The 20,023-nt window shown below is 67.4% G+C and carries 21 protein-coding genes and 1 tRNA gene; 10 read left to right on the forward strand and 12 right to left on the reverse strand.

Going from position 1 to position 20,023, the window contains the following annotated elements; genetic code table 11:
- Window positions 1-61 precede the first annotated feature (61 nt).
- The 3 genes from rph (at window position 62) to hemW (ending at window position 2,891) form a co-directional block, all read left to right on the forward strand.
- Window positions 62-796 (forward strand): ribonuclease PH, encoded by a 735-nt coding sequence (gene rph, locus AC1RVY_RS24485; protein ID WP_492808678.1) that lies wholly within the window; start codon window positions 62-64, stop codon window positions 794-796.
- Between the two features lie 66 nt (window positions 797-862).
- Window positions 863-1,465 (forward strand): RdgB/HAM1 family non-canonical purine NTP pyrophosphatase, encoded by a 603-nt coding sequence (rdgB, locus tag AC1RVY_RS24490; RefSeq protein ID WP_492808680.1) that lies wholly within the window; start codon window positions 863-865, stop codon window positions 1,463-1,465.
- A gap of 172 nt (window positions 1,466-1,637) precedes the next feature.
- On the forward strand, window positions 1,638-2,891 hold the full coding sequence (gene hemW / locus AC1RVY_RS24495; protein WP_492808682.1) for a radical SAM family heme chaperone HemW: 1,254 nt from the start codon (window positions 1,638-1,640) through the stop codon (window positions 2,889-2,891).
- 43 nt (window positions 2,892-2,934) lie between these two features.
- Here the strand turns inward: hemW and AC1RVY_RS24500 are convergent, their stop codons facing one another.
- Entirely contained in the window at window positions 2,935-3,282 is a 348-nt protein-coding gene (locus tag AC1RVY_RS24500; RefSeq protein ID WP_492808684.1) for an I78 family peptidase inhibitor, read from the reverse strand.
- A gap of 447 nt (window positions 3,283-3,729) precedes the next feature.
- On the opposite strand from AC1RVY_RS24500, the gene AC1RVY_RS24505 reads away from it, so the two are divergent.
- The 3 genes from AC1RVY_RS24505 to AC1RVY_RS24515 all read left to right on the forward strand — a co-directional run bounded on the left by AC1RVY_RS24505 (window position 3,730) and on the right by AC1RVY_RS24515 (window position 5,165).
- Complete coding sequence (locus AC1RVY_RS24505) at window positions 3,730-4,314, forward strand: IPTL-CTERM sorting domain-containing protein (RefSeq protein ID WP_492254718.1); 585 nt, start codon at window positions 3,730-3,732, stop codon at window positions 4,312-4,314.
- A gap of 301 nt (window positions 4,315-4,615) precedes the next feature.
- Window positions 4,616-4,888, forward strand: a complete 273-nt coding sequence (locus tag AC1RVY_RS24510; RefSeq protein ID WP_492808686.1) for a hypothetical protein — start codon at window positions 4,616-4,618, stop codon at window positions 4,886-4,888.
- 37 nt (window positions 4,889-4,925) lie between these two features.
- The gene (locus AC1RVY_RS24515) at window positions 4,926-5,165 is read left to right on the forward strand and encodes a hypothetical protein (protein ID WP_218293550.1); all 240 of its coding nucleotides are present in this window, start codon (window positions 4,926-4,928) and stop codon (window positions 5,163-5,165) included.
- A gap of 184 nt (window positions 5,166-5,349) precedes the next feature.
- Here AC1RVY_RS24515 and AC1RVY_RS24520 read toward each other — a convergent pair.
- From AC1RVY_RS24520 to AC1RVY_RS24560, 9 genes are all read right to left on the reverse strand, one after another.
- Window positions 5,350-5,437 (reverse strand) — tRNA-Ser (locus AC1RVY_RS24520).
- A gap of 19 nt (window positions 5,438-5,456) precedes the next feature.
- Window positions 5,457-6,137, reverse strand: coding sequence for an urease accessory protein UreG (gene ureG, locus AC1RVY_RS24525; protein WP_218293566.1), 681 nt, complete (start codon window positions 6,135-6,137; stop codon window positions 5,457-5,459).
- Entirely contained in the window at window positions 6,134-6,844 is a 711-nt protein-coding gene (locus tag AC1RVY_RS24530; protein ID WP_218293567.1) for an urease accessory protein UreF, read from the reverse strand. Before AC1RVY_RS24530 ends, ureG begins: the two co-directional genes overlap by 4 nt.
- A gap of 26 nt (window positions 6,845-6,870) precedes the next feature.
- Window positions 6,871-7,533: an urease accessory protein UreE gene (gene ureE / locus AC1RVY_RS24535; protein WP_369641714.1), complete on the reverse strand. Its 663-nt coding sequence runs from the start codon at window positions 7,531-7,533 to the stop codon at window positions 6,871-6,873.
- 77 nt (window positions 7,534-7,610) lie between these two features.
- Window positions 7,611-8,099: a GNAT family N-acetyltransferase gene (locus tag AC1RVY_RS24540; RefSeq protein ID WP_492808688.1), complete on the reverse strand. Its 489-nt coding sequence runs from the start codon at window positions 8,097-8,099 to the stop codon at window positions 7,611-7,613.
- 11 nt (window positions 8,100-8,110) lie between these two features.
- Entirely contained in the window at window positions 8,111-9,829 is a 1,719-nt protein-coding gene (ureC, locus tag AC1RVY_RS24545; RefSeq protein WP_492808689.1) for an urease subunit alpha, read from the reverse strand.
- Window positions 9,830-9,921: 92 nt separating this feature from the next.
- Entirely contained in the window at window positions 9,922-10,227 is a 306-nt protein-coding gene (locus AC1RVY_RS24550; protein ID WP_218341495.1) for an urease subunit beta, read from the reverse strand.
- A 26-nt stretch (window positions 10,228-10,253) separates the two neighbouring features.
- Window positions 10,254-10,868 (reverse strand): HupE/UreJ family protein, encoded by a 615-nt coding sequence (locus tag AC1RVY_RS24555; RefSeq protein WP_218341494.1) that lies wholly within the window; start codon window positions 10,866-10,868, stop codon window positions 10,254-10,256.
- A 35-nt stretch (window positions 10,869-10,903) separates the two neighbouring features.
- Window positions 10,904-11,206 (reverse strand): urease subunit gamma, encoded by a 303-nt coding sequence (locus tag AC1RVY_RS24560; protein WP_055399013.1) that lies wholly within the window; start codon window positions 11,204-11,206, stop codon window positions 10,904-10,906.
- Window positions 11,207-11,416: 210 nt separating this feature from the next.
- Between AC1RVY_RS24560 and AC1RVY_RS24565 the strand changes: the two genes are divergently transcribed.
- A complete protein-coding gene (locus AC1RVY_RS24565; protein WP_492808692.1) occupies window positions 11,417-15,061 on the forward strand; it encodes a hybrid sensor histidine kinase/response regulator in 3,645 nt (1,214 codons plus the stop codon).
- Window positions 15,058-16,095, forward strand: coding sequence for a response regulator (locus AC1RVY_RS24570; RefSeq protein WP_218341492.1), 1,038 nt, complete (start codon window positions 15,058-15,060; stop codon window positions 16,093-16,095). The genes AC1RVY_RS24565 and AC1RVY_RS24570 overlap by 4 nt, the downstream gene beginning before the upstream one ends.
- Window positions 16,096-16,206: 111 nt before the next feature.
- On the opposite strand, the gene AC1RVY_RS24575 is transcribed toward AC1RVY_RS24570, so the two are convergent.
- Both AC1RVY_RS24575 and AC1RVY_RS24580 read right to left on the reverse strand, forming a co-directional pair.
- A complete protein-coding gene (locus AC1RVY_RS24575) occupies window positions 16,207-16,533 on the reverse strand; it encodes a plasmid stabilization protein (protein WP_218293574.1) in 327 nt (108 codons plus the stop codon).
- A 267-nt stretch (window positions 16,534-16,800) separates the two neighbouring features.
- Window positions 16,801-17,487 (reverse strand): DUF3334 family protein, encoded by a 687-nt coding sequence (locus AC1RVY_RS24580; RefSeq protein WP_218293575.1) that lies wholly within the window; start codon window positions 17,485-17,487, stop codon window positions 16,801-16,803.
- A gap of 216 nt (window positions 17,488-17,703) precedes the next feature.
- Between AC1RVY_RS24580 and AC1RVY_RS24585 the strand changes: the two genes are divergently transcribed.
- Window positions 17,704-18,885, forward strand: a complete 1,182-nt coding sequence (locus tag AC1RVY_RS24585; RefSeq protein WP_492808695.1) for an S-methyl thiohydantoin desulfurase domain-containing protein — start codon at window positions 17,704-17,706, stop codon at window positions 18,883-18,885.
- Between the two features lie 80 nt (window positions 18,886-18,965).
- Complete coding sequence (locus AC1RVY_RS24590) at window positions 18,966-20,018, forward strand: GGDEF domain-containing protein (protein WP_218293577.1); 1,053 nt, start codon at window positions 18,966-18,968, stop codon at window positions 20,016-20,018.
- The last annotated feature ends 5 nt before the right edge of the window (window positions 20,019-20,023 follow it).

Below are 20,023 nucleotides of genomic sequence, written 5' to 3' on the forward strand. Positions count from 1 at the left end.
TGTCCCTGCACGCAGGTCCTTCACTCCTCCGCCTTGTGTTTTTTTACGAGCCACCCACACCATGACACCCTTTGTCCGTACCGGCGGCCGCGCCGCCGACCAGTTGCGCACCGTGCGCATCACCCGCCACTACACCATGCATGCCGAGGGCTCGGTGCTCATCGAATTTGGCAACACCAAGGTGCTGTGCACCGCGTCGGTGGAGGAGCGGGTGCCGCCCCACAAGCGGGGCAGCGGAGAAGGCTGGGTGACGGCCGAGTACGGCATGCTGCCGCGCGCCACCCACACCCGCAACGACCGCGAGGCCGCGCGGGGCAAGCAAAATGGCCGCACGCAGGAGATCCAGCGTCTCATCGGCCGCTCGCTGCGCGCCGTGTTCGACCTGAAGCTGCTGGGAGAGCGCACTCTCCAGCTCGACTGCGACGTGATCCAGGCCGACGGCGGCACGCGCACCGCGGCCATCACCGGCGCCTGGGTGGCGGCGCAGGACGCGGTCAACCAGCTGCTTGCCAGCGGCAAGATCGCCCAGTCGCCGCTGGTGCAGCCCGTGGCCGCCATTTCGGTGGGCATGGTTCAGGGCACGCCGCTGCTCGACCTGGAGTACGTCGAAGACGTGGACTGCGACACCGACATGAACATCGTGATGACCGGCGCTGGCCATTTCGTGGAAGTGCAGGGCACGGCCGAGGGCGTGGCCTTTACCCGCGCGGAGATGGACCAGCTGCTGGCGCTGGCGGAAAAGGGCATTGCAGAGCTGGTGCAGCTGCAGCAGCGGTCGCTTCTGGAAACCACATGACAGGAATACTCATTTATTGATAGCTGCTAGCGCTTGATAGATAAGCGCCAGAGGCTATTTTGACCCATGAAAATTGTTCTTGCATCCAACAACCGCGGCAAGCTGGCGGAGCTGCAGGCCATGTTCGAGCCGCTGGGCGTGGAACTGGTGCGCCAGGCCGATCTCGGCGTGGGCGAGGCCGAAGAGCCTTTTCGCACCTTTGTCGAGAACGCCCTGGCCAAGGCCCGCTTCGCCTCGGCACACACGGGCTTGCCTGCATTGGCGGACGACGCCGGCATGTGCGTGGACGCCTTTGGCGGCCTGCCGGGCGTCGATACCGCCTACTACTGCACCCAGTTCGGCTACGAGAAGAGTGACGACAACAATGTGCGGGCCCTGCTGGAGCAACTGCAGGGCGTGGCCAACCGCCGCGCGGCAATGGTCAGCACCCTGGTCGCCGTGCGCAGCCCGCTGGACCCGGAGCCGCTGATTGCGGTGGGCCGCGTGGTGGGCGAGATCACCACGGCCCCCCGGGGGAGCAACGGTTTTGGCTTCGACCCCGTGATGTTCATCCCTGAATTCGGCAAGACCTTCGCCGAGCTGCCCGTGGAGGTGAAGAACGCCCACAGCCACCGGGGCCGTTCTGCCGCGCAGATGCTGGCGCTGATGCGCGAGCGCTGGCTGGCATGAAGTTCCCCCTGAGTCGCCTCGCGCCTTCCCCCCAAAGGGGGACACCGCCAGCGCACGCAAGTGAAACGCAGCTGCGCCGCCTGGGCGGCCCTTGCGCGGCGGTCGTGCGCGCGACAGCTCCCGCTGCAGGCGGGGACTGCGGCGCGAGCGCTATGAACCTTTGAGGCTTGCAATGGCTATTCCTATCATTCCTGCTGCTGCTGATGCGCCCGCCGTGGTGCGCGACATCCAGCACTACATGCGGCCCGGCCTGCTGCAATTGCCCAGCCTGCCTCCACTGTCCTTGTATGTGCACCTGCCCTGGTGCCTGAAGAAATGCCCGTACTGCGACTTCAACTCGCATGAGTACCGCGAGGCCGCCGGTGATCCGGGAGAGGGCGGTTTGCCCGAGCAATGCTACATCGACGCGTTGATGGCCGACCTGGAGGCGGCGCTGCCGCTGATCTGGGGCCGCACGGTGCACAGCATCTTCATCGGCGGGGGCACGCCCAGCCTGTTCTCGCCCGCAGCCATTGACCGGCTGATCGGCGACATCCGCGCCCGCCTGCGGCTGGAGGCCGATTGCGAGATCACCCTCGAGGCCAACCCCGGCACCTTCGAAAAAGACCGCTTCCGAGCGTTCCGTGCAGCGGGCGTCACGCGCCTGTCGGTGGGGGTGCAGAGTTTCAACGACCGGCACCTCCAGGCCCTGGGCCGGGTGCATGACCGCGCCCAGGCCCTGGCGGCGGTGGAGGAGGCTGCCCAGGCCTTCGACACGTTCAACCTCGACATCATGTACGCGCTGCCGGGGCAAACGCTGCAAGAGCTGGAGCAGGACATGCAGACGGCGCTGGCCCTGAAGCCGCCGCACATCTCCATCTACCACCTGACCATCGAGCCCAACACCTACTTCGCGAAGTTTCCGCCGGCCGTGCCCGAGGATGACCAGGCCTATGCGATGCTGGACCGCATCACGGAGATGACCGGACAGGCGGGCCTGGGGCGCTATGAAATCTCGGCCTACGCCCGGGCGGGGCACCAGTGTTTTCACAACACCAACTACTGGCAGTTCGGCGACTATCTGGGCATTGGCGCGGGCGCGCACAGCAAGCTGAGCTTTGCGCACCGCGTGGTGCGCCAGGTGCGCTTTCGCGATCCGGGCCGCTATATGGACAACGCCCTGGCCGGCCGCGCCGTGGCCCAGGATGACGAGGTGCGCCGCGCCGACCTGCCGTTCGAATTCATGCTCAATGCCTTGCGGCTGCGCGAGGGCTTTGCGCTGCAGGACTTCATGGCCCGCACCGGCCTGCCCGTCACCGCCATCGCCAAAGACCTGGAGGCGGCCGAGCGCAAGGGCTTGATCGAACGCGACATGGCCCGCGTGCGCCCGACGGAGCGGGGCTTCGATTTCCTGAGCGACCTGCAGGAACTCTTTCTGGCCGACTGAAGGATCGCGGGCGCCCGCCGCGCGCCCGGTGTCGCGGGCCGGATCAGCCGCAGCGCACGGCGATGATGCGCCCGTTGGCATCCACCTCCAGGTTCAGGCGCTGCGCATCAAACTCCTTGGTGATCATCTGCCCCGGCCGCAGGATGCGGGCCAGTTGCGCGCCCGATCGGGCGCGTGCGGACTCCATGACCGAGGAGGTGCTGTTCTGCCCCACCGCGAACTGCGCGGGCTGGGCGTTGCACACCGCTGCCGCAGGCGCCGCCGGCGGAGGCGTGGCGCTGCCGGGCCCACTGGAGGAGGACGGGGCGGGTGTCTGGCCATAACCGGAGCAGCCCGTCATGGCGGCAGCCAAGGTCACGCTGCCCACAAGGGCAAGAGAAGCTTTCAACATGTGGATCCTTCGGGTATCGAATCCGCTCACCATACTAGAACCCTCCGCCGGGCGGCGTGTCCGCGCGTAACAACCCGGCCTGCGGGTTTGCATCGGCCCGGTAGCCCCTGCCCGCGGCGGCGCGGACCGCACGCGATGTTGTCCTACAGCTGGCACCAGACGGGCGTTTTAGGATGCGTGCGTCGATACCCTCTCGACATCCCTCCCGCTTGCACAAGCAAGTGTTCAGCCCGCGCACTGCGGGCTTTTTTTTGCGTGCTGGCCGGGGGCGCTGAGGGCCTGCGAACCAACGGAGCCGGTCCGGACAGCAGCCGCGAGGGCTTGGTTTCGAGTCAGCGGCCGCAGGGCCTTACCCCTGCCCGCCGCCTGCCGTGCGGCCACGTGCGCAGCCAGAAGTTGGCCGACTTCTCACGGCGTGTTACAAACGTTCGCTCACAGGGGGAATCAATGAAAATCGTCCAATGCGCGGCCATGGCGCTGGTGTTTGCTTGCGGCCATTCACACGCTGCGTACACGCTGAATTTTGTCCAGAGCGGCCCAGATGTCGTCGCCACGGGAAGCGGCAGCATCAACACCTCGGGTGCGACTTTTGCCGGGAACACCATTTCACCGGCGGTGATCATCCCCAATCTTGGAATGGCTCTGGTCGGAACGCCGCCGTCGAGCATCTATGCGATCACTACGCTGGGGCCTGCGGACTATGGGGCTGGCGCAGGCATCCTGTCCTCCAGTACCTCCGGCGACGCGGCGGGCATCACGTCGGGCGCGTGGATTGGAGTGCCTGTCGGCTATGTTTCCGGCGCCCCCCTGGCGCCCTCCACAACGACCTGGGCGGGAACCACGATGGCGGCCCTCGGCCTCACCCCGGGCTCCTATACCTGGACCTGGGGGGCTGGGCCCACCGCAGATTCCTTCACCATTGTGGTGGCTTCGACAGCCAGCATTCCCACGCTCAGTGAATGGGCCATGCTCCTCATGTCTGGCCTGCTGGCCGCCGGTGCCCTCGTGGGGCTGCGGCGCCGGCAACGCTGAGCCAGGCTGTTGCACAGCGCAGAGCCCACTCCGGGGGGCTGTTTTTTGCGCCCTGCTGCGTGGTGCGAAGGTGCAGGGATGATGGCGTCAAGGACATCGCGGTTCGCACAGGCACCTCGGCCATTGCGCGCGGCCAGTCCATTTATTCATCCATCCATCCATCGCAAAGATAAAGGCGAGGATGTAGGACCGCGCCCATAGACGGATGCCGCGCGGTGGCGCAAGCTGGAGGCGGCATCGATGACCGCTGGGGCTGGGTCTCTTCGCTGCAAGCTCAGCAACCCTGCAACCAAGGTCAGACATGAACATCCACATCACCATTGCACAGAAGGTGCCGCAAGAGGCTTTTGAACGTGTGCTGGACGTAATGCGTTGCCTTCAGCAGACCGACGCCAACTTCGACGGCATTGCCATCGCGGTCACCCGGGGCCCGGTCGAGGAGTTCGTGGTCACCGACACGGTCGACAGCTTGCGCGAGAACCTCCTCCGGCTCGTGGTGGAAGACGCGCTGAAAGGTGGCTTTGTGAATGCGCCGCGCAGCGCGCAGGGTGCCAGGCACGCGATGAATGATTGAACCTTGAGGCGCACTGACCGGCTTCGCCAAGGACTCCATGAGCAGCACCATCACGGTTGCGAATTCGATTTCGGACAGCGACTATGCACGGGTTGAGATCCTGGCGCGCCACCTGCAATCCACCACGGGCGACGCGAACTTCAATGGGCGCGCCATCTGGGTGCAGCGCGGCCTCGTCACGGGGGTTACGGACACCAGCGACGACTTGCGCGCAGCACTCTTGATGCTGCTGGTGGACGGCGTGCTGGGCTTCGCCCCGCCGGTTTCCGGGGGGTGATGGATGCCGGATCGTTGATGGATACCGTTCGGGATGACCGAAGGTGCGCCACCACGGTGCTTGCCATGGCCAGCCGTAGCGAGTTCGGCTTGTGCGGAAATGAAAGGCCTGTCGGATGCCCTTCATTGTGATCGGCCACGCGAAGACAAAGAGGTCTCCACTGCGGGGGGCCATTCTTGCGTTTTGGCGGAGACTGTGAGATTCGAACTCACGGACGGTTGCCCGTCGGCAGTTTTCAAGACTGCTGGTTTAAACCGCTCACCCAAGTCTCCGGGAGGGAAGGCGCGAATTCTAGCCCACGGCGGGCGCGGGTTTTTGCAGCATGCCGCGCGTCTCGATGAACTTCACCACATCGGCCACGCCTGCCAATGTCTTGAGGTTGGTCATCACGAAGGGCTTGAGGCCCTGGGCGTTGGTGCGCATGCGGGTGGTGTCGGCGTGCATGACGTCCAGGTTGGCGCCCACGTGGGGGGCCAGGTCGGTCTTGTTGATGATGAACAGGTCGCTCTTGGTGATGCCGGGGCCGCCCTTGCGGGGGATTTTTTCGCCGGCGGCGACGTCGATGACGTAGATGGTGAGGTCGCTCAGCTCGGGGCTGAAGGTGGCGGCGAGGTTGTCGCCGCCGCTTTCCACGAACACGATGTCGGCATTGGGGAACTCGCCCAGCATGCGGTCGATGGCTTCGAGGTTGATGGAGCAGTCTTCGCGGATGGCGGTGTGGGGGCAGCCTCCGGTCTCCACGCCCAGGATGCGCTCGGGGGGCAGCGCGCCGCTCACGGTCAGCAGGCGCTGGTCTTCCTTGGTGTAGATGTCGTTGGTGATGGCGATGAGGTCGTAGTCGTCGCGCATGGCCTTGCACAGCATTTCCAGCAGCGTGGTCTTGCCGGAGCCTACCGGGCCGCCGATGCCCACGCGCAGGGGGGGCAGTTGCTTGGTACGGTTCGGGATGTGGTGCAGGGTGCTGGTGGTCATGATCGGAAGAGGCGGGAGTATTGGGTTTCGTGCTGGGAACTCAGGATGGCCAGCATGGGAGAAAAGGCCTGGCGCTCGCAGTCCATCAGGCCGATGGCGTGGTCGGCGGCGGGGGGGATGGCATCGGCCAGGCGCGCCAGGATGCGCTGGCCGGCGCTTTGACCCAGTTGCATGGACTTGAGCGCGGCCTGGACCATGTTTTCGGCCCAGCCAAAGGCGTAGGCCAGCAGCACGTCGCGCACGGGCGCCTGGGTGGTGGAGGCGGCCAGCGCGAATGCCACGGGGTAGGTCGGGGGCAGTGCGGCCAGGTGGCGGATTCTGGGCAGGGTCTCTTCATCGTCCTGGTGCTGGTTGCGCAGCCAGTCGGCCATCGACCGGCCCATCTGCTCGGTCTGCAGCCTCAGTTCGCTGGTTTCGCGGGTGTGCAGCACCCAGTCGTTGAGTTCACGCACATGCGCCCAGTCGGCGCGGCGCCAGGCGCCCACGGCCTTGGCGATCAGGGCCATGTCGCCGCGTGCCTGGGTGATGTGCAACTGGTCCAGCAGCCACTCGGCCACGGCGGCTTCGCTGGCGATGCCTGCGTTTTCAATCGCGCTTTCCAGCCCCTCGGAATACGAGAAACCGCCCACGGGCAGCGCGGGCGAGGCGAGCCAGATGAGCTGCAGCAGGCTGGCTGCCGGCAGGGAGGCGGGGCGTTCGAGGCGCATGGCGGGGAAGGGATGTACTCAGCCCGTCAGTGGCTGTGTCCGTGGCTTTCATGGTCATGGCCGTGGTTGCAGCCGGGGCCGTGCACATGGCCCTGGGCGACGACCGGGATGGCCACGGGGCGGGCGCGGGCCGGGGCGGCGCCTTGTTCGTGTCCGTGCGCATGGCCGTGACCCTGGCCGGCATCGTGGGAATGCCCATGATCGTGCCCGTGGTCATGGTCATGGCCGCCGTGCCCTGCGGCATAGGCGCCGCCCTCGGGTTCAAACGGCAGGTCCTGCGCTTTAACGATCAAGTGCATGGCGCGCAGCATGTCGGCCAGCACGTGGTCAGGTTCGATCTTGAGGTGATCGGGCTGCAGCTCGATGGGCACATGGCGGTTGCCCAGGTGGTAGGCGGCGCGGGTCAGATCGAACGGGCTGCCATGGTTGGCGCAGTGTGTGATGACCAGCACGGGCTGCGGCGCCGCGATCACGCGGACCATGGAGCCGTCTTCGGCCACGAGCACATCGCCACCGCGCACCAGCGTGCCGCGCGGCAGGAAGATGCCCAGCTCGCGCCCGGCGGAGTCGGTGGCCGCGAAACGGCTTTTCTGGCGCACGTCCCAGTCCAGTTCGATGGTGGTGGCGCGCTTGACCAGAACGGGAGCAAGGCCTTTGCCTTGGGGGATGAGCTTGGAGGCTTGGATCATGGCGTTTCTTTTCTTTGTTCCAGCGGGTAGACCGTGCATTGTCGGCCAGGGGCGCAACCCTGTTGGGCGCCCCCGGTTTACAGCCGACGGGTCATGAAGAAGCTGTAAGGGTCGGGGCCGTAGTCGGCAAAGGGGCCGCACTCGGAAAAGCCGTTCTGGAAATACAGCTGGTGCGCGGGCTCGAAGAAGGGCTGCGGGCCCGTCTCCAGGCTCATGCGGGCAAAGCCGCGCGAGCGGGCCTCGTGGAGCAGGTGGTTCAGCAACTGGCGGGCGATGCCCTGGCCCCGGTGGCGGGCGCTGGTGCGCATGGACTTGAGTTCGGCGTGGGTGGCGTCGAGCTGCTTGAGCGCGCCGGTGCCCACCAGCACGTCGCCCTCCGCGTCAGGCAGCCAGGCGGACCAGAAGGCAATGCCGGGCTGGCGCAGCTGGTCCATCTCCAGGGCATGCACGCTTTCCGGCGGCGACACCGCGTACATGTCCTGCAGGTGTTCCTGCATGAAGGCTTCGATGCGTGGATCGCTCAAATCGTCCAGGCGGATGTGCAGGTCTTGCAGCACAGCATTCACGGAGCGCGACCTCAGAACAGGAAGTAGCGCTGCGCCATGGGCAGCACGGTGGCGGGCTCGCAGGTGAGCAGCTGGCCGTCGGCGCGCACGGTGTAGGTTTGTGCGTCCACTTCCATCTTCGGGGTGTAGCTGTTGTGCACCATGTCGCGCTTGCGGATGCCGCGGATGTTGTGCACGGCGGACAGCGTCTTGCGCAGGCCGAAGCGTTCGCCGATGCCCGCATTCAGGCCCGCCTGCGACACGAAGGTGAGCGATGTCTTGGCAATGGCCCCGCCGAACGCGCCGAACATGGGCCGGTAGTGCACGGGCTGCGGCGTGGGGATGGACGCGTTCGGGTCGCCCATCGCGGCCATGGCGATCAGGCCGCCCTTGAGGATGAGCGCGGGCTTGACCCCGAAGAACGCGGGTTTCCAGATCACGATGTCGGCCCACTTGCCCACCTCCAGCGAGCCCACCTCGTGGCTGATGCCGTGGGCGATGGCCGGGTTGATGGTGTACTTGGCCACGTAGCGCTTGATGCGCGTGTTGTCGCTCCGGGCGGTGTCGCCGGCCAGGCTGCCGCGCTGCACCTTCATCTTGTGCGCGGTCTGCCAGGTGCGCAGGATGACTTCGCCCACGCGGCCCATGGCCTGGCTGTCGCTGGACATCATGCTGATGGCGCCCAGGTCGTGCAGGATGTCCTCGGCGGCGATGGTCTCCTTGCGGATGCGGCTTTCGGCAAAGGCCAGGTCCTCGGCAATGCTGGCATCGAGGTGGTGGCACACCATGAGCATGTCCACATGCTCGTCCAGCGTGTTCTGGGTGTAGGGCATGGTGGGGTTGGTGGACGATGGCAGGAAGTTCTCCTCGCCCACCACGCGCAGGATGTCGGGGGCGTGGCCGCCGCCAGCGCCTTCGGTGTGGAAGGCGCAGATGCCGCGCCCGCCCACGGCCCCGATGGTGTCCTCCACAAAGCCTGATTCGTTGAGCGTGTCAGAGTGGATGGCCACCTGCGTGTCGGTGGCTTCGGCCACGTCCAGGCAGTTGCTGATGGCAGCCGGTGTGGTGCCCCAGTCCTCGTGCAGCTTCAGGCCGATGGCGCCCGCGTTGATCTGCTCATGCAGCGCCTCGGGCAGGCTGGCGTTGCCCTTGCCCAGAAAGCCCAGGTTCATGGGGAAGGCGTCTGCCGCCTGCAGCATGCGCTCCAGGTTGAAGGGGCCGGAGGTGCAGGTGGTGGCCAGCGTGCCCGTGGCGGGGCCGGTGCCGCCGCCCAGCATGGTGGTCACGCCGCTGGCCAGGGCTTCCTCGATCTGCTGCGGGCAGATGAAGTGGATGTGGCTGTCGATGCCGCCCGCGGTGACGATGTTGCCCTCGCAGCTGATGACCTCGGTGCCGGGGCCGATGATGATGTCCACGCCCGGCTGGGTGTCGGGGTTGCCCGCCTTGCCGATGGCGGCAATGCGGCCTGCCCTGAGTCCGATATCGGCCTTGAAGATGCCGGTGTGATCCACCACCAGGGCGTTGGTCAGCACCGTGTCCACCGCGCCTTGTGCATTGCTGCGCTGGCTTTGCGCCATGCCGTCGCGGATGGTCTTGCCGCCGCCGAACTTCACTTCTTCGCCATAGCTGCCGGCGCGCAGCGTGTGGTCGGCCTCGACTTCGAGGATGAGTTCGGTATCGGCCAGGCGCACGCGGTCGCCCACGGTGGGGCCGAACATTTCGGCGTAGGCGCGTCGTCCAATGGTTGCCATGGGGTGTGCTCCGCGAGAACTGATGACTATATTTTTGATAGCTGCCAGCGCTTGTTCAAAAAGGCGCTGGAGGCCGTTTTGGCTTGGTATTTCTACAGGGCGCCGTGCGTCAGGCCCTGAAAGCCATACACCCGGCGCTGGCCCGCGTAGTCCACCAGTTCCACGGTGCGCTCCTGGCCGGGCTCGAAGCGCACGGCCGTGCCCGATGCGATGTTCAGCCGCATGCCGCGTGCGGCGGCGCGGTCAAAGCCCAGTGCGTTGTTGGTCTCGGCAAAGTGGTAGTGCGAGCCCACCTGGATGGGGCGGTCGCCGGTGTTGCGCACCACCAGCGTGAGGGTGCGGCGGCCCGTGTTGAGCGGGTGTTCGCCGGGTTCGGTGAAGAGTTCGCCTGGGATCATGGGATGCTCCTGTGGGGCGGATTGGCTCAGGCCATCTGCGCCAGCAGCGCACCACCGAACACTGCCACGCCCGCACCCGCAGCGCGCGCCAGCCACACGTGGCGGTGGCGCAGCGCCCAGCCCGCCGCCAGGCCCGCGCCATGCAGCAGCACGGTGGCGGCCAGCATGCCCGCCAGGGTTTGCCAGGCGCTGTCGCTGCCCGCCAGCTCGTGGCCGTGGGCCACGCCATGGAACACGGCAAACACCCCCACGCCCAGCGCGGCCACCAGGCCGGGAACGCGCAGGCGCGACACGACGAGCAGGCCGGTGGCCAGCAGCGAGGCTGCAATCATCGGTTCCACCGCGGGCAGTGCCACGCCCTGCAGGCCCAGCACGGCGCCCGCCAGCAGCATGGCGGCAAAGCCCACGGGGCCCCACAGCAGTTCGCGGCCGGCGCCGCGCGCGGCCAGGGCGCTCCACAGGCCCACGGCCACCATGGCGGCCAGGTGGTCCAGGCCAAAGAATGGGTGGGCAAAGCCGCTCAGAAAACTGCTGTGGATGTGGGTTTCCGCGCCGGTATGGGCGACGGCACTGGTACTGATGGCACTGGCAGCCATGAAGAGAAGAGCGGCTGTGTGGCGGTGTGAGAGTGCGATGCGCATGGGGGCTCCACAGAGAGAAAGAGGGAGAAAAGGGGTCAGACGATCGGCTGGTGCACGGTGACGAGCTTGGTGCCATCGGGGAAGGTGGCCTCGACCTGGATGTCCGGAATCATCTCGGCGATGCCGTCCATCACGTCCGCGCGGGTCAGCACGGTGCGGCCTTCGCTCATCAGCTGCGCCACGGTCTTGCCGTCGCGGGCACCTTCCATCACGGCGGCGCTGATCAGGGCCATGGCCTCGGGGTAGTTGAGCTTGAGGCCCCGGGCCTTGCGGCGCTCGGCCAGCAGGGCGGCGGTAAAGATCAGCAGCTTGTCTTTTTCGCGAGGCGTCAGTTCCATGTCGTTGTACTCAATGCTGGTGTTGTTGGCTCGCGCGTCAGCCGATGCGGGGTGACCACGAGGGGCGTGCTATGGCGCACGGGGGTGATCTGGCGAGAGCTGTTCCATCATAGGCAGCAAGCCCCGTGCCCGCCATACGTCATCTGGCGCACGTCCCCAGGTGCAGTGGCATGGAAACTGCACCTGAAGGGGTGACCGCCGCCATTGCCCATGCCTTCCCACACCCCCTCCATCGCCCCTGCTGAGGCCACCCCGCTGCAGCCGACAGAGCCCGGCATGGCTGCACACGAGCCCCAGCAGGCCCCGCAGCAGGTCGTCAAGGTCCGGCGCGACTACAACAGCTGGGTGGCCACCGAGACCATGGAGGACTACGCGCTGCGCTACACGCCCCAGCGCTTTCGCAAGTGGTCCGAATGGCGGGTGGCCAACACGGCCTTCGGTGCGGCGTCGTTCCTGATCCTGGAGGCCGTGGGCGCGACGCTGCTGGTGCAGTACGGCTTCATCAACGCCTTCTGGGCCATCGTGGCCACGGGGCTCATCATCTTCCTGGCGGGGCTGCCCATCAGCGTGTATGCGGCGCGCTATGGGGTGGACATGGACCTGCTCACGCGCGGCGCGGGCTTTGGCTACATCGGCTCCACGCTCACCTCGCTGATCTACGCCAGCTTCACCTTCATCTTCTTCGCGCTCGAAGCCGCCGTGATGGCCTATGCGCTGGAGCTGGCGCTCGACATCCCGCCCACCTGGGGCTACCTGATCTGCGCCATTGTGGTGATTCCGCTGGTCACGCACGGCGTGTCCGCCATCAGCCGCCTGCAGGTGTGGACGCAGCCGCTGTGGCTGGTGATGCTGGTGGTGCCGTTTGCTTATGTGCTGGTGCGCGATCCTGGTGCGTTTTCCGGGGTTGTGCACTATGGTGGTGAATCGATGCGCGGTGCCACGTTCCAGTTGCCCTTGTTTGGTGCGGCGCTCACGGTGGGCATTGCGCTCATCACCCAGATGGGGGAGCAGGCCGACTACCTGCGCTTCATGCCCGCCAGCACGCCCGCCACGCGCGGGCGCTGGTGGCTGGGCGTGCTGGTGGGCGGACCGGGCTGGGTGGTGCTGGGGGTGCTCAAGATGCTGGGCGGCGCGCTGCTCGCCTACCTGGCGCTCACCCACATGGTGCCGGCCGACCGGGCGGTGGACCCGAACCAGATGTACCTGGCCGCGTACGAATATGTGTTCCCCCACTACGGCTGGGCGGTGGCGGCCACGGCCTTGTTCGTGGTGATCTCGCAGCTCAAGATCAACGTGACCAATGCCTACGCGGGCTCGCTGGCGTGGTCCAACTTCTTCTCGCGCCTCACGCACAGCCACCCGGGGCGCGTGGTGTGGGTGGTGTTCAACACGCTGATCGCCTTCATGCTGATGGAGATGAACGTGTTCCGCGCCATGGGCGAGGTGCTGGGGCTGTACTCCAACATCGCCATCGCCTGGATCATGTCCGTGGTGGCCGATCTCGTCATCAACAAGCCGCTGGGGCTGTCGCCCCGGGGCATCGAGTTCAAGCGCGCGCACCTGTACGACATCAACCCGGTGGGCGTGGGTTCGATGGCGCTCGCGTCCATCCTGTCCATCAGCGCGCACCTGGGGTTGTTCGGCCCACTGCCGCAGGCGTTCTCGGCCGTGATCGCGATGGCTGTCGCGTTTGTCACGGCACCGCTCATTGCCTGGGTCACCGGGGGGCGCTACTACATCGCGCGCCAGCCCGAGCCCGCTGCGCTGGCCGACGTGGTGGCGGTACCCCTGCACGGCCCGGTGGGCCGCAAGGCCGGCGGCGGAATGGATGCGGCCCTGGGCAGCTACGTGCGCTACACCGTGCAGCGCTGCGTGATCTGCGAGCGCGAATACGAAGCGCCCGACATGGCCCAGTGCCCCGCCTACCGGGGCGCCATCTGTTCGCTGTGCTGCACGCTGGACGCGCGCTGCGGCGACCTGTGCAAGCCCGACGCCAGCATGGCGGTGCAATGGTCTGCCGCCCTGCGCTGGGTGCTGCCGCGCGCCATGTGGCGCTACCTGGACACGGGCCTGGGCCACTTCCTGCTGCTGATGCTGGTGATCGCACCGCTGCTGGCCTCCGTCATGGGGCTGCTGTACCACCAGGAGCTCAACACCATCGCCAATGCGATGACCGACACGGAAGTCCTGGCCGCCCCGGAGGTCGCGTTGCGCTCCGGCCTGCTCAAGGCCTACCTGGCGCTTCTCGTCATCTCGGGTATCGTGGCCTGGTGGCTGGTGCTGGCGCACAAGAGCCGCCAGGTAGCGCAGGAGGAATCCAACCGCCAGACGGGCCTCTTGGTGCGCGAGATCGAGCTGCACCGCCAGACCGACGAGGCCCTGCAGACCGCGCGCAGCGTGGCCGAGCAGGCGCGCCAGGTGGCCGAGGCGGCCCAGCGCGCGGCCGACCAGGCCAACCAGGCCAAGAGCCGCTACATCAGCGCCATCAGCCACGAGATCCGCACGCCGCTCAACTCCATCCTGGGCTACGCGCAGCTCATGGGCGAGGACGCGGGCGTGCCCCCGCACCGCAAGCAGGCGGTGCACGTGATCCGGCGGGGGGGCGAACACCTGCTCTCGCTCATCGAGGGCACGCTAGACATCGCGCGCATCGAATCCGGCAAGCTCACGCTGGATGTCACGCCCATGCGCTTTGCCGATGGCCTGCACGAAATGGCCAGCCTGTTCGAACTGCAGGCCGCCGCCAAGGGCCTGGCCTTCCAGTTCGATGTGCTGGGCGTCATTCCCGAGGTGGTTCGTGCCGACGAAAAGCGCCTGCGCCAGATCCTCATCAACCTGCTGGGCAACGCGGTCAAGTTCACGGCGCACGGCACCGTCACGCTGCGCGTGCGCTATGCGCGCGAGATGGCGCGCATCGAGGTGCAGGACACGGGGCCGGGCCTCACGGCCGAGGAGATCGAGCGCATCTTCGAGCCCTTTGCGCGGGGCGGCTCGGGCGGTGGCAACACCGTGGCCGCGCCGGGCGCGGGCCTGGGCCTGACCATTGCCAAGATGCTCACCGCGCTCATGGGCGGCGAGCTGACGGTGAGCAGCACCCCCGGCGTAGGCTCGGTGTTCCACGTCAAGCTGTTCCTGCCCGAGGTGCATGGGGACGCGCTGGGCAAGACCGCGCCAGCGCCCGCCGCATTGGCCACACGCACCCAGCGCGCGCGCAGGGGTTACGCGGGGGACCGCCGCCGCATCCTGGTGGTGGACAACGAAGAGCCCGACCGCGAACTGCTGGTGCAACTGCTCGAGCCCCTGGGCTTCGAGCTGCGCCAGGCCGCCAGCGGGCACGACGCGCTGGACCTGCTGGCCACGGGCTACCGGCCGCACGCGATCTTCATGGACCTGGCCATGCCGGGCATCGACGGGTGGGAGACCCTGCGACGCGTGCGGCAGATGCACCTTGCGAACGTCCACTGCGCCATTGTGTCGGCCAATGCGTTCGACAAGGCGCTGGACAACGACGTGGACATCGGCCCCGAGGACTTCATCGTCAAGCCCGTGCGCCACACCGAGCTGCTGGACTGGCTGGAGCGCCGCCTGGGCCTGCAGTGGCAGCACGGCGAGGCCGATGCCGCCCCCGCCTTGCCCGCGGCAGCGGAAGCGCCCCTCACGTACCCCGATGCCGCCGCCCTGGCGGCCTTGGCCCAGGTGGTCGCGCTGGGCTACTACCGGGGCATCCTCAACACCCTGGACGACATCGAACGCGGCCAGCCCGCGCACGGCGCTTTTGTCGGCACCATGCGGCAGCTGGCCAGGCAGTTCCAGTTTGATGCCATGGGCCACATCCTGGAGCAGGCGCCACCGTGACGACCACCGCGACCCCACCCTCCCTGCCGGTGCATGCCGCGGCCCTAGATCGCGGCGACAGCGACGTGGTCCTGATCGTGGACGACGTGCCCGACAACCTGGCCGTGCTGCACGACGCGCTCGATGAATCGGGCTACACGGTGCTCGTGGCCACGCACGGCGAGGCCGCGTTGCAGCGCGCCGCGCAGGCATTGCCCGACATCGTGCTGCTCGACGCCATGATGCCCGGCATGGACGGCTTCGAGGTGGCGCGGCGCCTGAAGGCGTCGCCCGCCACCGCGCACATCCCCATCATCTTCATGACGGGCCTCACCGAGACCGAGCACCTGGTGGCCGCGCTGGAGGCGGGTGGCGTGGACTACGTGACCAAGCCCATCAAGCCGCGCGAGGTGATGGCCCGCATGGGCGTGCACCTGGGCGCGGCGCGCAGGGCGCGCCAGGACGCGAGCCAGGCCCGCGAGGCGCGCAATGCGCTCGATGCCTTCGGCTATGCCAGCATCACGGTGCGCGCGGTGGACGGCCGCATCGTGTGGCAGACCCCGCTGGCGCGCGAACTGCTGCAGGGCTACTTTGGCGAAGCCAGCCCCTGGGCGCCCGGGATCGTGCAGGCCTGGCTGCGCCGCCATGTGCTCGCCGAAAACGCGGCGGAGCTGCTGGCCCATGCGCTGGCCGAGCCGCCGCGCCTGGCCATCGAGCAGGGCGCGCGCCGCCTGACCTTCCGCCTGCACCAGCAGGCGGGCGACAGCGAAGGCGGGGGCGACTGGCTGATCGTCATGCGCGAGGTGTCGGACGCCAAGATCATCGAATCCATGAGCCTGTCCTTCAAGCTCACCGCGCGCGAGGCGGAGGTGCTGTACTGGGTGGTCAAGGGCAAGATCAACCGCGACATCGGCGACATCCTGGGCGCCAGCCCCGCCACGGTGAAGAAGCACCTCGAACGCGTGTTCGCCAAGCTGGGGGTGGAAACGCGCACGGCGGCGGCCGCCATGGCGATGAACCGCATCCGGCAGCTGCACCCGCAGTTCGAGGGCTAATTCTTCGGTATTTTGGGCTGCTGACGCTTGTGGAATAAGCGCGGAAAGCTTTCAATTTAATAGCTTTGGTGAGGCCTGGGCCTGCGGTGCGCAAGGCCGGCCGGGTGCCGCTCAGCGGCCCACCGCGCGTTCCAGCTCCTGCTTGTTCATCCTGGAGCGGCCCTCGATCCCCTTGCGCCGGGCCTCTTCGTACAGCTGGTCGCGCGTTCGGCCCTGCGCGCCCTGGTGGGACCGCTGGCCGCCGCGCACCGGGGCCGGGGTGTCGCGCAAGGTCTTGGGGTTGGCGGTCTTGCTTTCGCCGTGCTGGGCGCGTTCCTTGTTCACGGTGCGCGCCGCAATCTCTTCGGCCGTGTCCGTGCTCTTGCCGCGCTGTTTCAGGCTGGTCTTGATGTGTTCGTACTGGCGTTCGCGCTTGGCGCTCCACTGGGCTTGGGGCATGGCGGGCTCCTTCGATGGGTTGGCGGGCGGGGCAGCCAGGCTGGCCCCGCATCTGAGCCCAATCTATCCGGCGCGCGGCCCGCGTGCGTCAGCAGGCCCGGCATGCAGCTGTAGGACAGCGGACCTCCTCGCTGACAACGGCCGCGGCCGCCATGCCCCATGGTGGCGGTATGAAAAATGGCCGTGGCGCTGGATCGGCAAGCGCGGGGAGCTACTTTTTTGATAGCGAATGGCCTGCGGGCCACGGGGCGGCCGCAGGGGGCCGCGCTACATCCCCAGCGACTTGAGCAGCGCGTCCGTGTCGTCCTGCCCGGCGGGGGGCGGCGCGGGCACGGGGGGCGCGGCCTGCGACTGGGCCATCAGCGCATCCGGGTCCGGGGCCTCCTGCGCCTCGAAGTCGTAGAGCTTGATGAATTCGGTGCGGTCGATCGCCAGTTCCAGGTAGAAGATGTTGTTGTTGCTGGTGTAGAAGGTCACGCGCCGCGCCTCGGGCTTGTCCAGGTTGGCGTCCACGCTCAGCATCACCTGCTTGTTCAGCACCAGCATCTTGGGCTGGTTCTGGGTGATGTGGGTCTGCAGCTCGCGCCGCACCTTGCCGGTGAAGTCGCCCACCACCTGGTTCATGAGCTCGCCCATCACGTTGCTGACCTCGTCCGAGGTGTAGGAGGTGACCAGGTCGTCCTTGGACATGCCCATGTTCAGCAGGTAGTTGGCGTACAGCTCCATGGCCGCCGTGGCCGAGAAGTTGATGATCACCAGGCCCGAGAAGCCGCCATCGAACAGCACGAAGCAGCCGATGTCCGGCTTCAGGCAGGTCTTGCTGATGCGCTGCACCATGCCGGAGTAGTGGATCTGGCTGTGGGTGGCCACATTCAGCACGCGGGTGACGGAGTTGCACAGGCTGATCAGCAGGTCTTCGGTGCCGTAGACGGAGTTTTTTTCAGGGTGGCTCATGGTGTGTGTGGATGGCGGACAGTCGAATTTCTGGCGCGGTGCGCTGGGCAGAGCATAGGCGAAGCCGCCGCGCGAAACCAGAGTGCTTTCCGCGCCACGGGCCGCGGCGCGGTCCGCTGCCTACCACGCTTTGGCCTTTGTTCCGCGCGGGATGGCGCGGGTTGACAACCGACCGGGCTGGCGTATCGTGCCAGCCATCCATGAGAGGGGCGAGAGATGGGTGTTTATTCCTACGGGCTGAACGAGTTCCAGTCGGTGGCGGACGGCGCGGCGGTGCTGGCCAGCGGCGGCGGTGGCAGTTACCACGACGCGTGCTCCATCCTGGAGGAGCTGGCCCGCCAGGGCTTCACGGGCACCGTCCAGGTGCAGGACTATGACGGGGCGACCAACGCCTGCGTGCTGGCCATCATGGGCTCGCCCGACGCGGCCGACAGCCTGACGCTGGCCGCCATCCAGAACTCCATCCGCAACACGGTGCAGGTGCTGGCGGACGCCACCGGGGCGTCGCCGGGGGCCTACATCCCGGTGGAGATCGGGCCCATCAACTCGCTGGTGCCGCTGATCGGCGCGGCCATGGGCGGGGGGGCGGTCTGGGTGGTCAACGGCGACGGTGCCGGGCGCGCGGTGCCCGAGCTGCCGCAGACCACGTTCACCGGCAATCCGCCGCTGGCTCCGTGCCCTGCGGCGCTGGCCAGCGATGCGGCAAGCCCCGCCGACATCGAATCCGCCGTGCTGGGCGCGAGCACGGCCGCGCGGGTGGAAACGCTGGCCGGCGGCGTGGTGGGCGGCTTTGGCGGGTATTCCGGCATCGCGATGTGGCCGTCCAACGCGGGCAACGGCTTTGCGCTGTCGGGCAGCTACATCGCGGGCACGCTGGAGCAGGCGCGCGCGCTGGGGCAGTTCCTGCGGGACAGCGGCACGCCGCAGGCCACGGGCGCGGTGGCCGATGCCATCGCCCTCATCACGGGCCGGCCCGCCGCCGCCGTGGTGACCAACTTCTTCATCACCTCGGTCTCGCAGTCCACGTCCAGCGCATCGCTGGATTCGGGCATCATCCGCCTGGACAACACGCAGGATCCGCGCCAGAGCACGCAGACGCACTACCTCTACAACCTCAACGAGAACCTCATCATGTACTCGTCGTCGAGCGCGGTGCCCGACATCATTGCCCCGGACTCGATCTGCTACTACTCCGAAAGCACCGGGCGCGGGTTCTCCAATGCCAGCGACGATCTGGCGCTGTACTTCGATGCCGCCACCGGCCAGAGCACGGGCCGGATGGTGAGCGTGATCGCGGTGCAGACAGCGCCGCAGCTGTACGGCACGCCGGGCGTGGTGGCCTCGTTTGCGTCGCTGCTGCGCAACATCGGCTACGCGGGCGCCATGCCCCCGGCCTGACCATGCGCAGACAGACAGACAACCAGCCCACCAGCCAGCAACCGGCCAGGACACGGACAGCGCGATGAAGGCAAGCCGCCATGGGTGAAGCAGATCTGAACCGGGAGCGGCTGGAGCTGGCGCTGGAGGCCGCCGGGCTGGACCTGTGGGAGAACGACCTGGTGACCGGCAATGTCACCCGCAAGGCGACCAAGACCTTCCTCGAACTGGGCTTCACCGAGGAGGAGATCGTCTCGGGCGTGCAGGACATCTACGGCCTGTTCCATCCGGAGGACGTGGACAGTGTCCGGCAGGCCGTGGCCGACCACCTCTGCGGCGTCACGCCGCAGTACCGCTGCGAATTCCGCCTGCGCGCCAAGGGCGGCGACTGGGTCTGGTACGCGAACTATGGCCGCATCATGGACGGCCACAGCGACACGCCGGGCAAGCGGCTCATCGGGGTCACCTTCAACATCGACGACCGCAAGCGCAAGGAAGACGAGATCGCCCAGATCAACCGCCAGCTCGTGGAGCAGAACCGCCTGCTGCAGCAGCTCAATGCCGCGCTGGAGCTGCTGGCGGCCAACGATGCGCTCACGGGGCTGTCCAACCGCCGCACGCTGATGGAACTGGGCGCCAACGAATGCCAGCGGACCCAACGGTTTGGCCACCCGCTGTCGCTGCTGGTGGTGGACATCGACCTGTTCAAGCCCGTCAACGACGTGTGGGGGCACCTGGCGGGCGACCGCGTGATCTGCGCCGTGGCCCAGGCCTGTGCGTCACGCAAGCGCAGTGGCGTGGACATCGTGGCGCGTTTCGGGGGCGAGGAATTCGTCATCGTGCTGCCCGAGACCGATGGGGCCAGCGCCCAGCGCATGGCCGAATCGCTGCGCCACGACGTGTCGGCGATGAGCGTGCCCGTGAACGACGAAGGCGCCAGCATCTCGGTCACCGTGAGCATTGGCGTGGCCACGCTGCACCAGGGCTCGGGGCTGGATTTCGAGGAGCTGGTCAACCGCGCCGACAAGGCGCTGTACCGCGCCAAGGAGTCGGGGCGCAACACCGTGCACTGCGCGGATGCGCACCCCGCGCACGCCCGGGTGCATGTGCTGCCCAACCCGGGCGAGGCACCGGGCGGCGTGGTCGCAGCCTGAGGCCC

The sequence above is a fragment of the Acidovorax sp. GW821-FHT11A03 genome, from assembly GCF_058809075.1.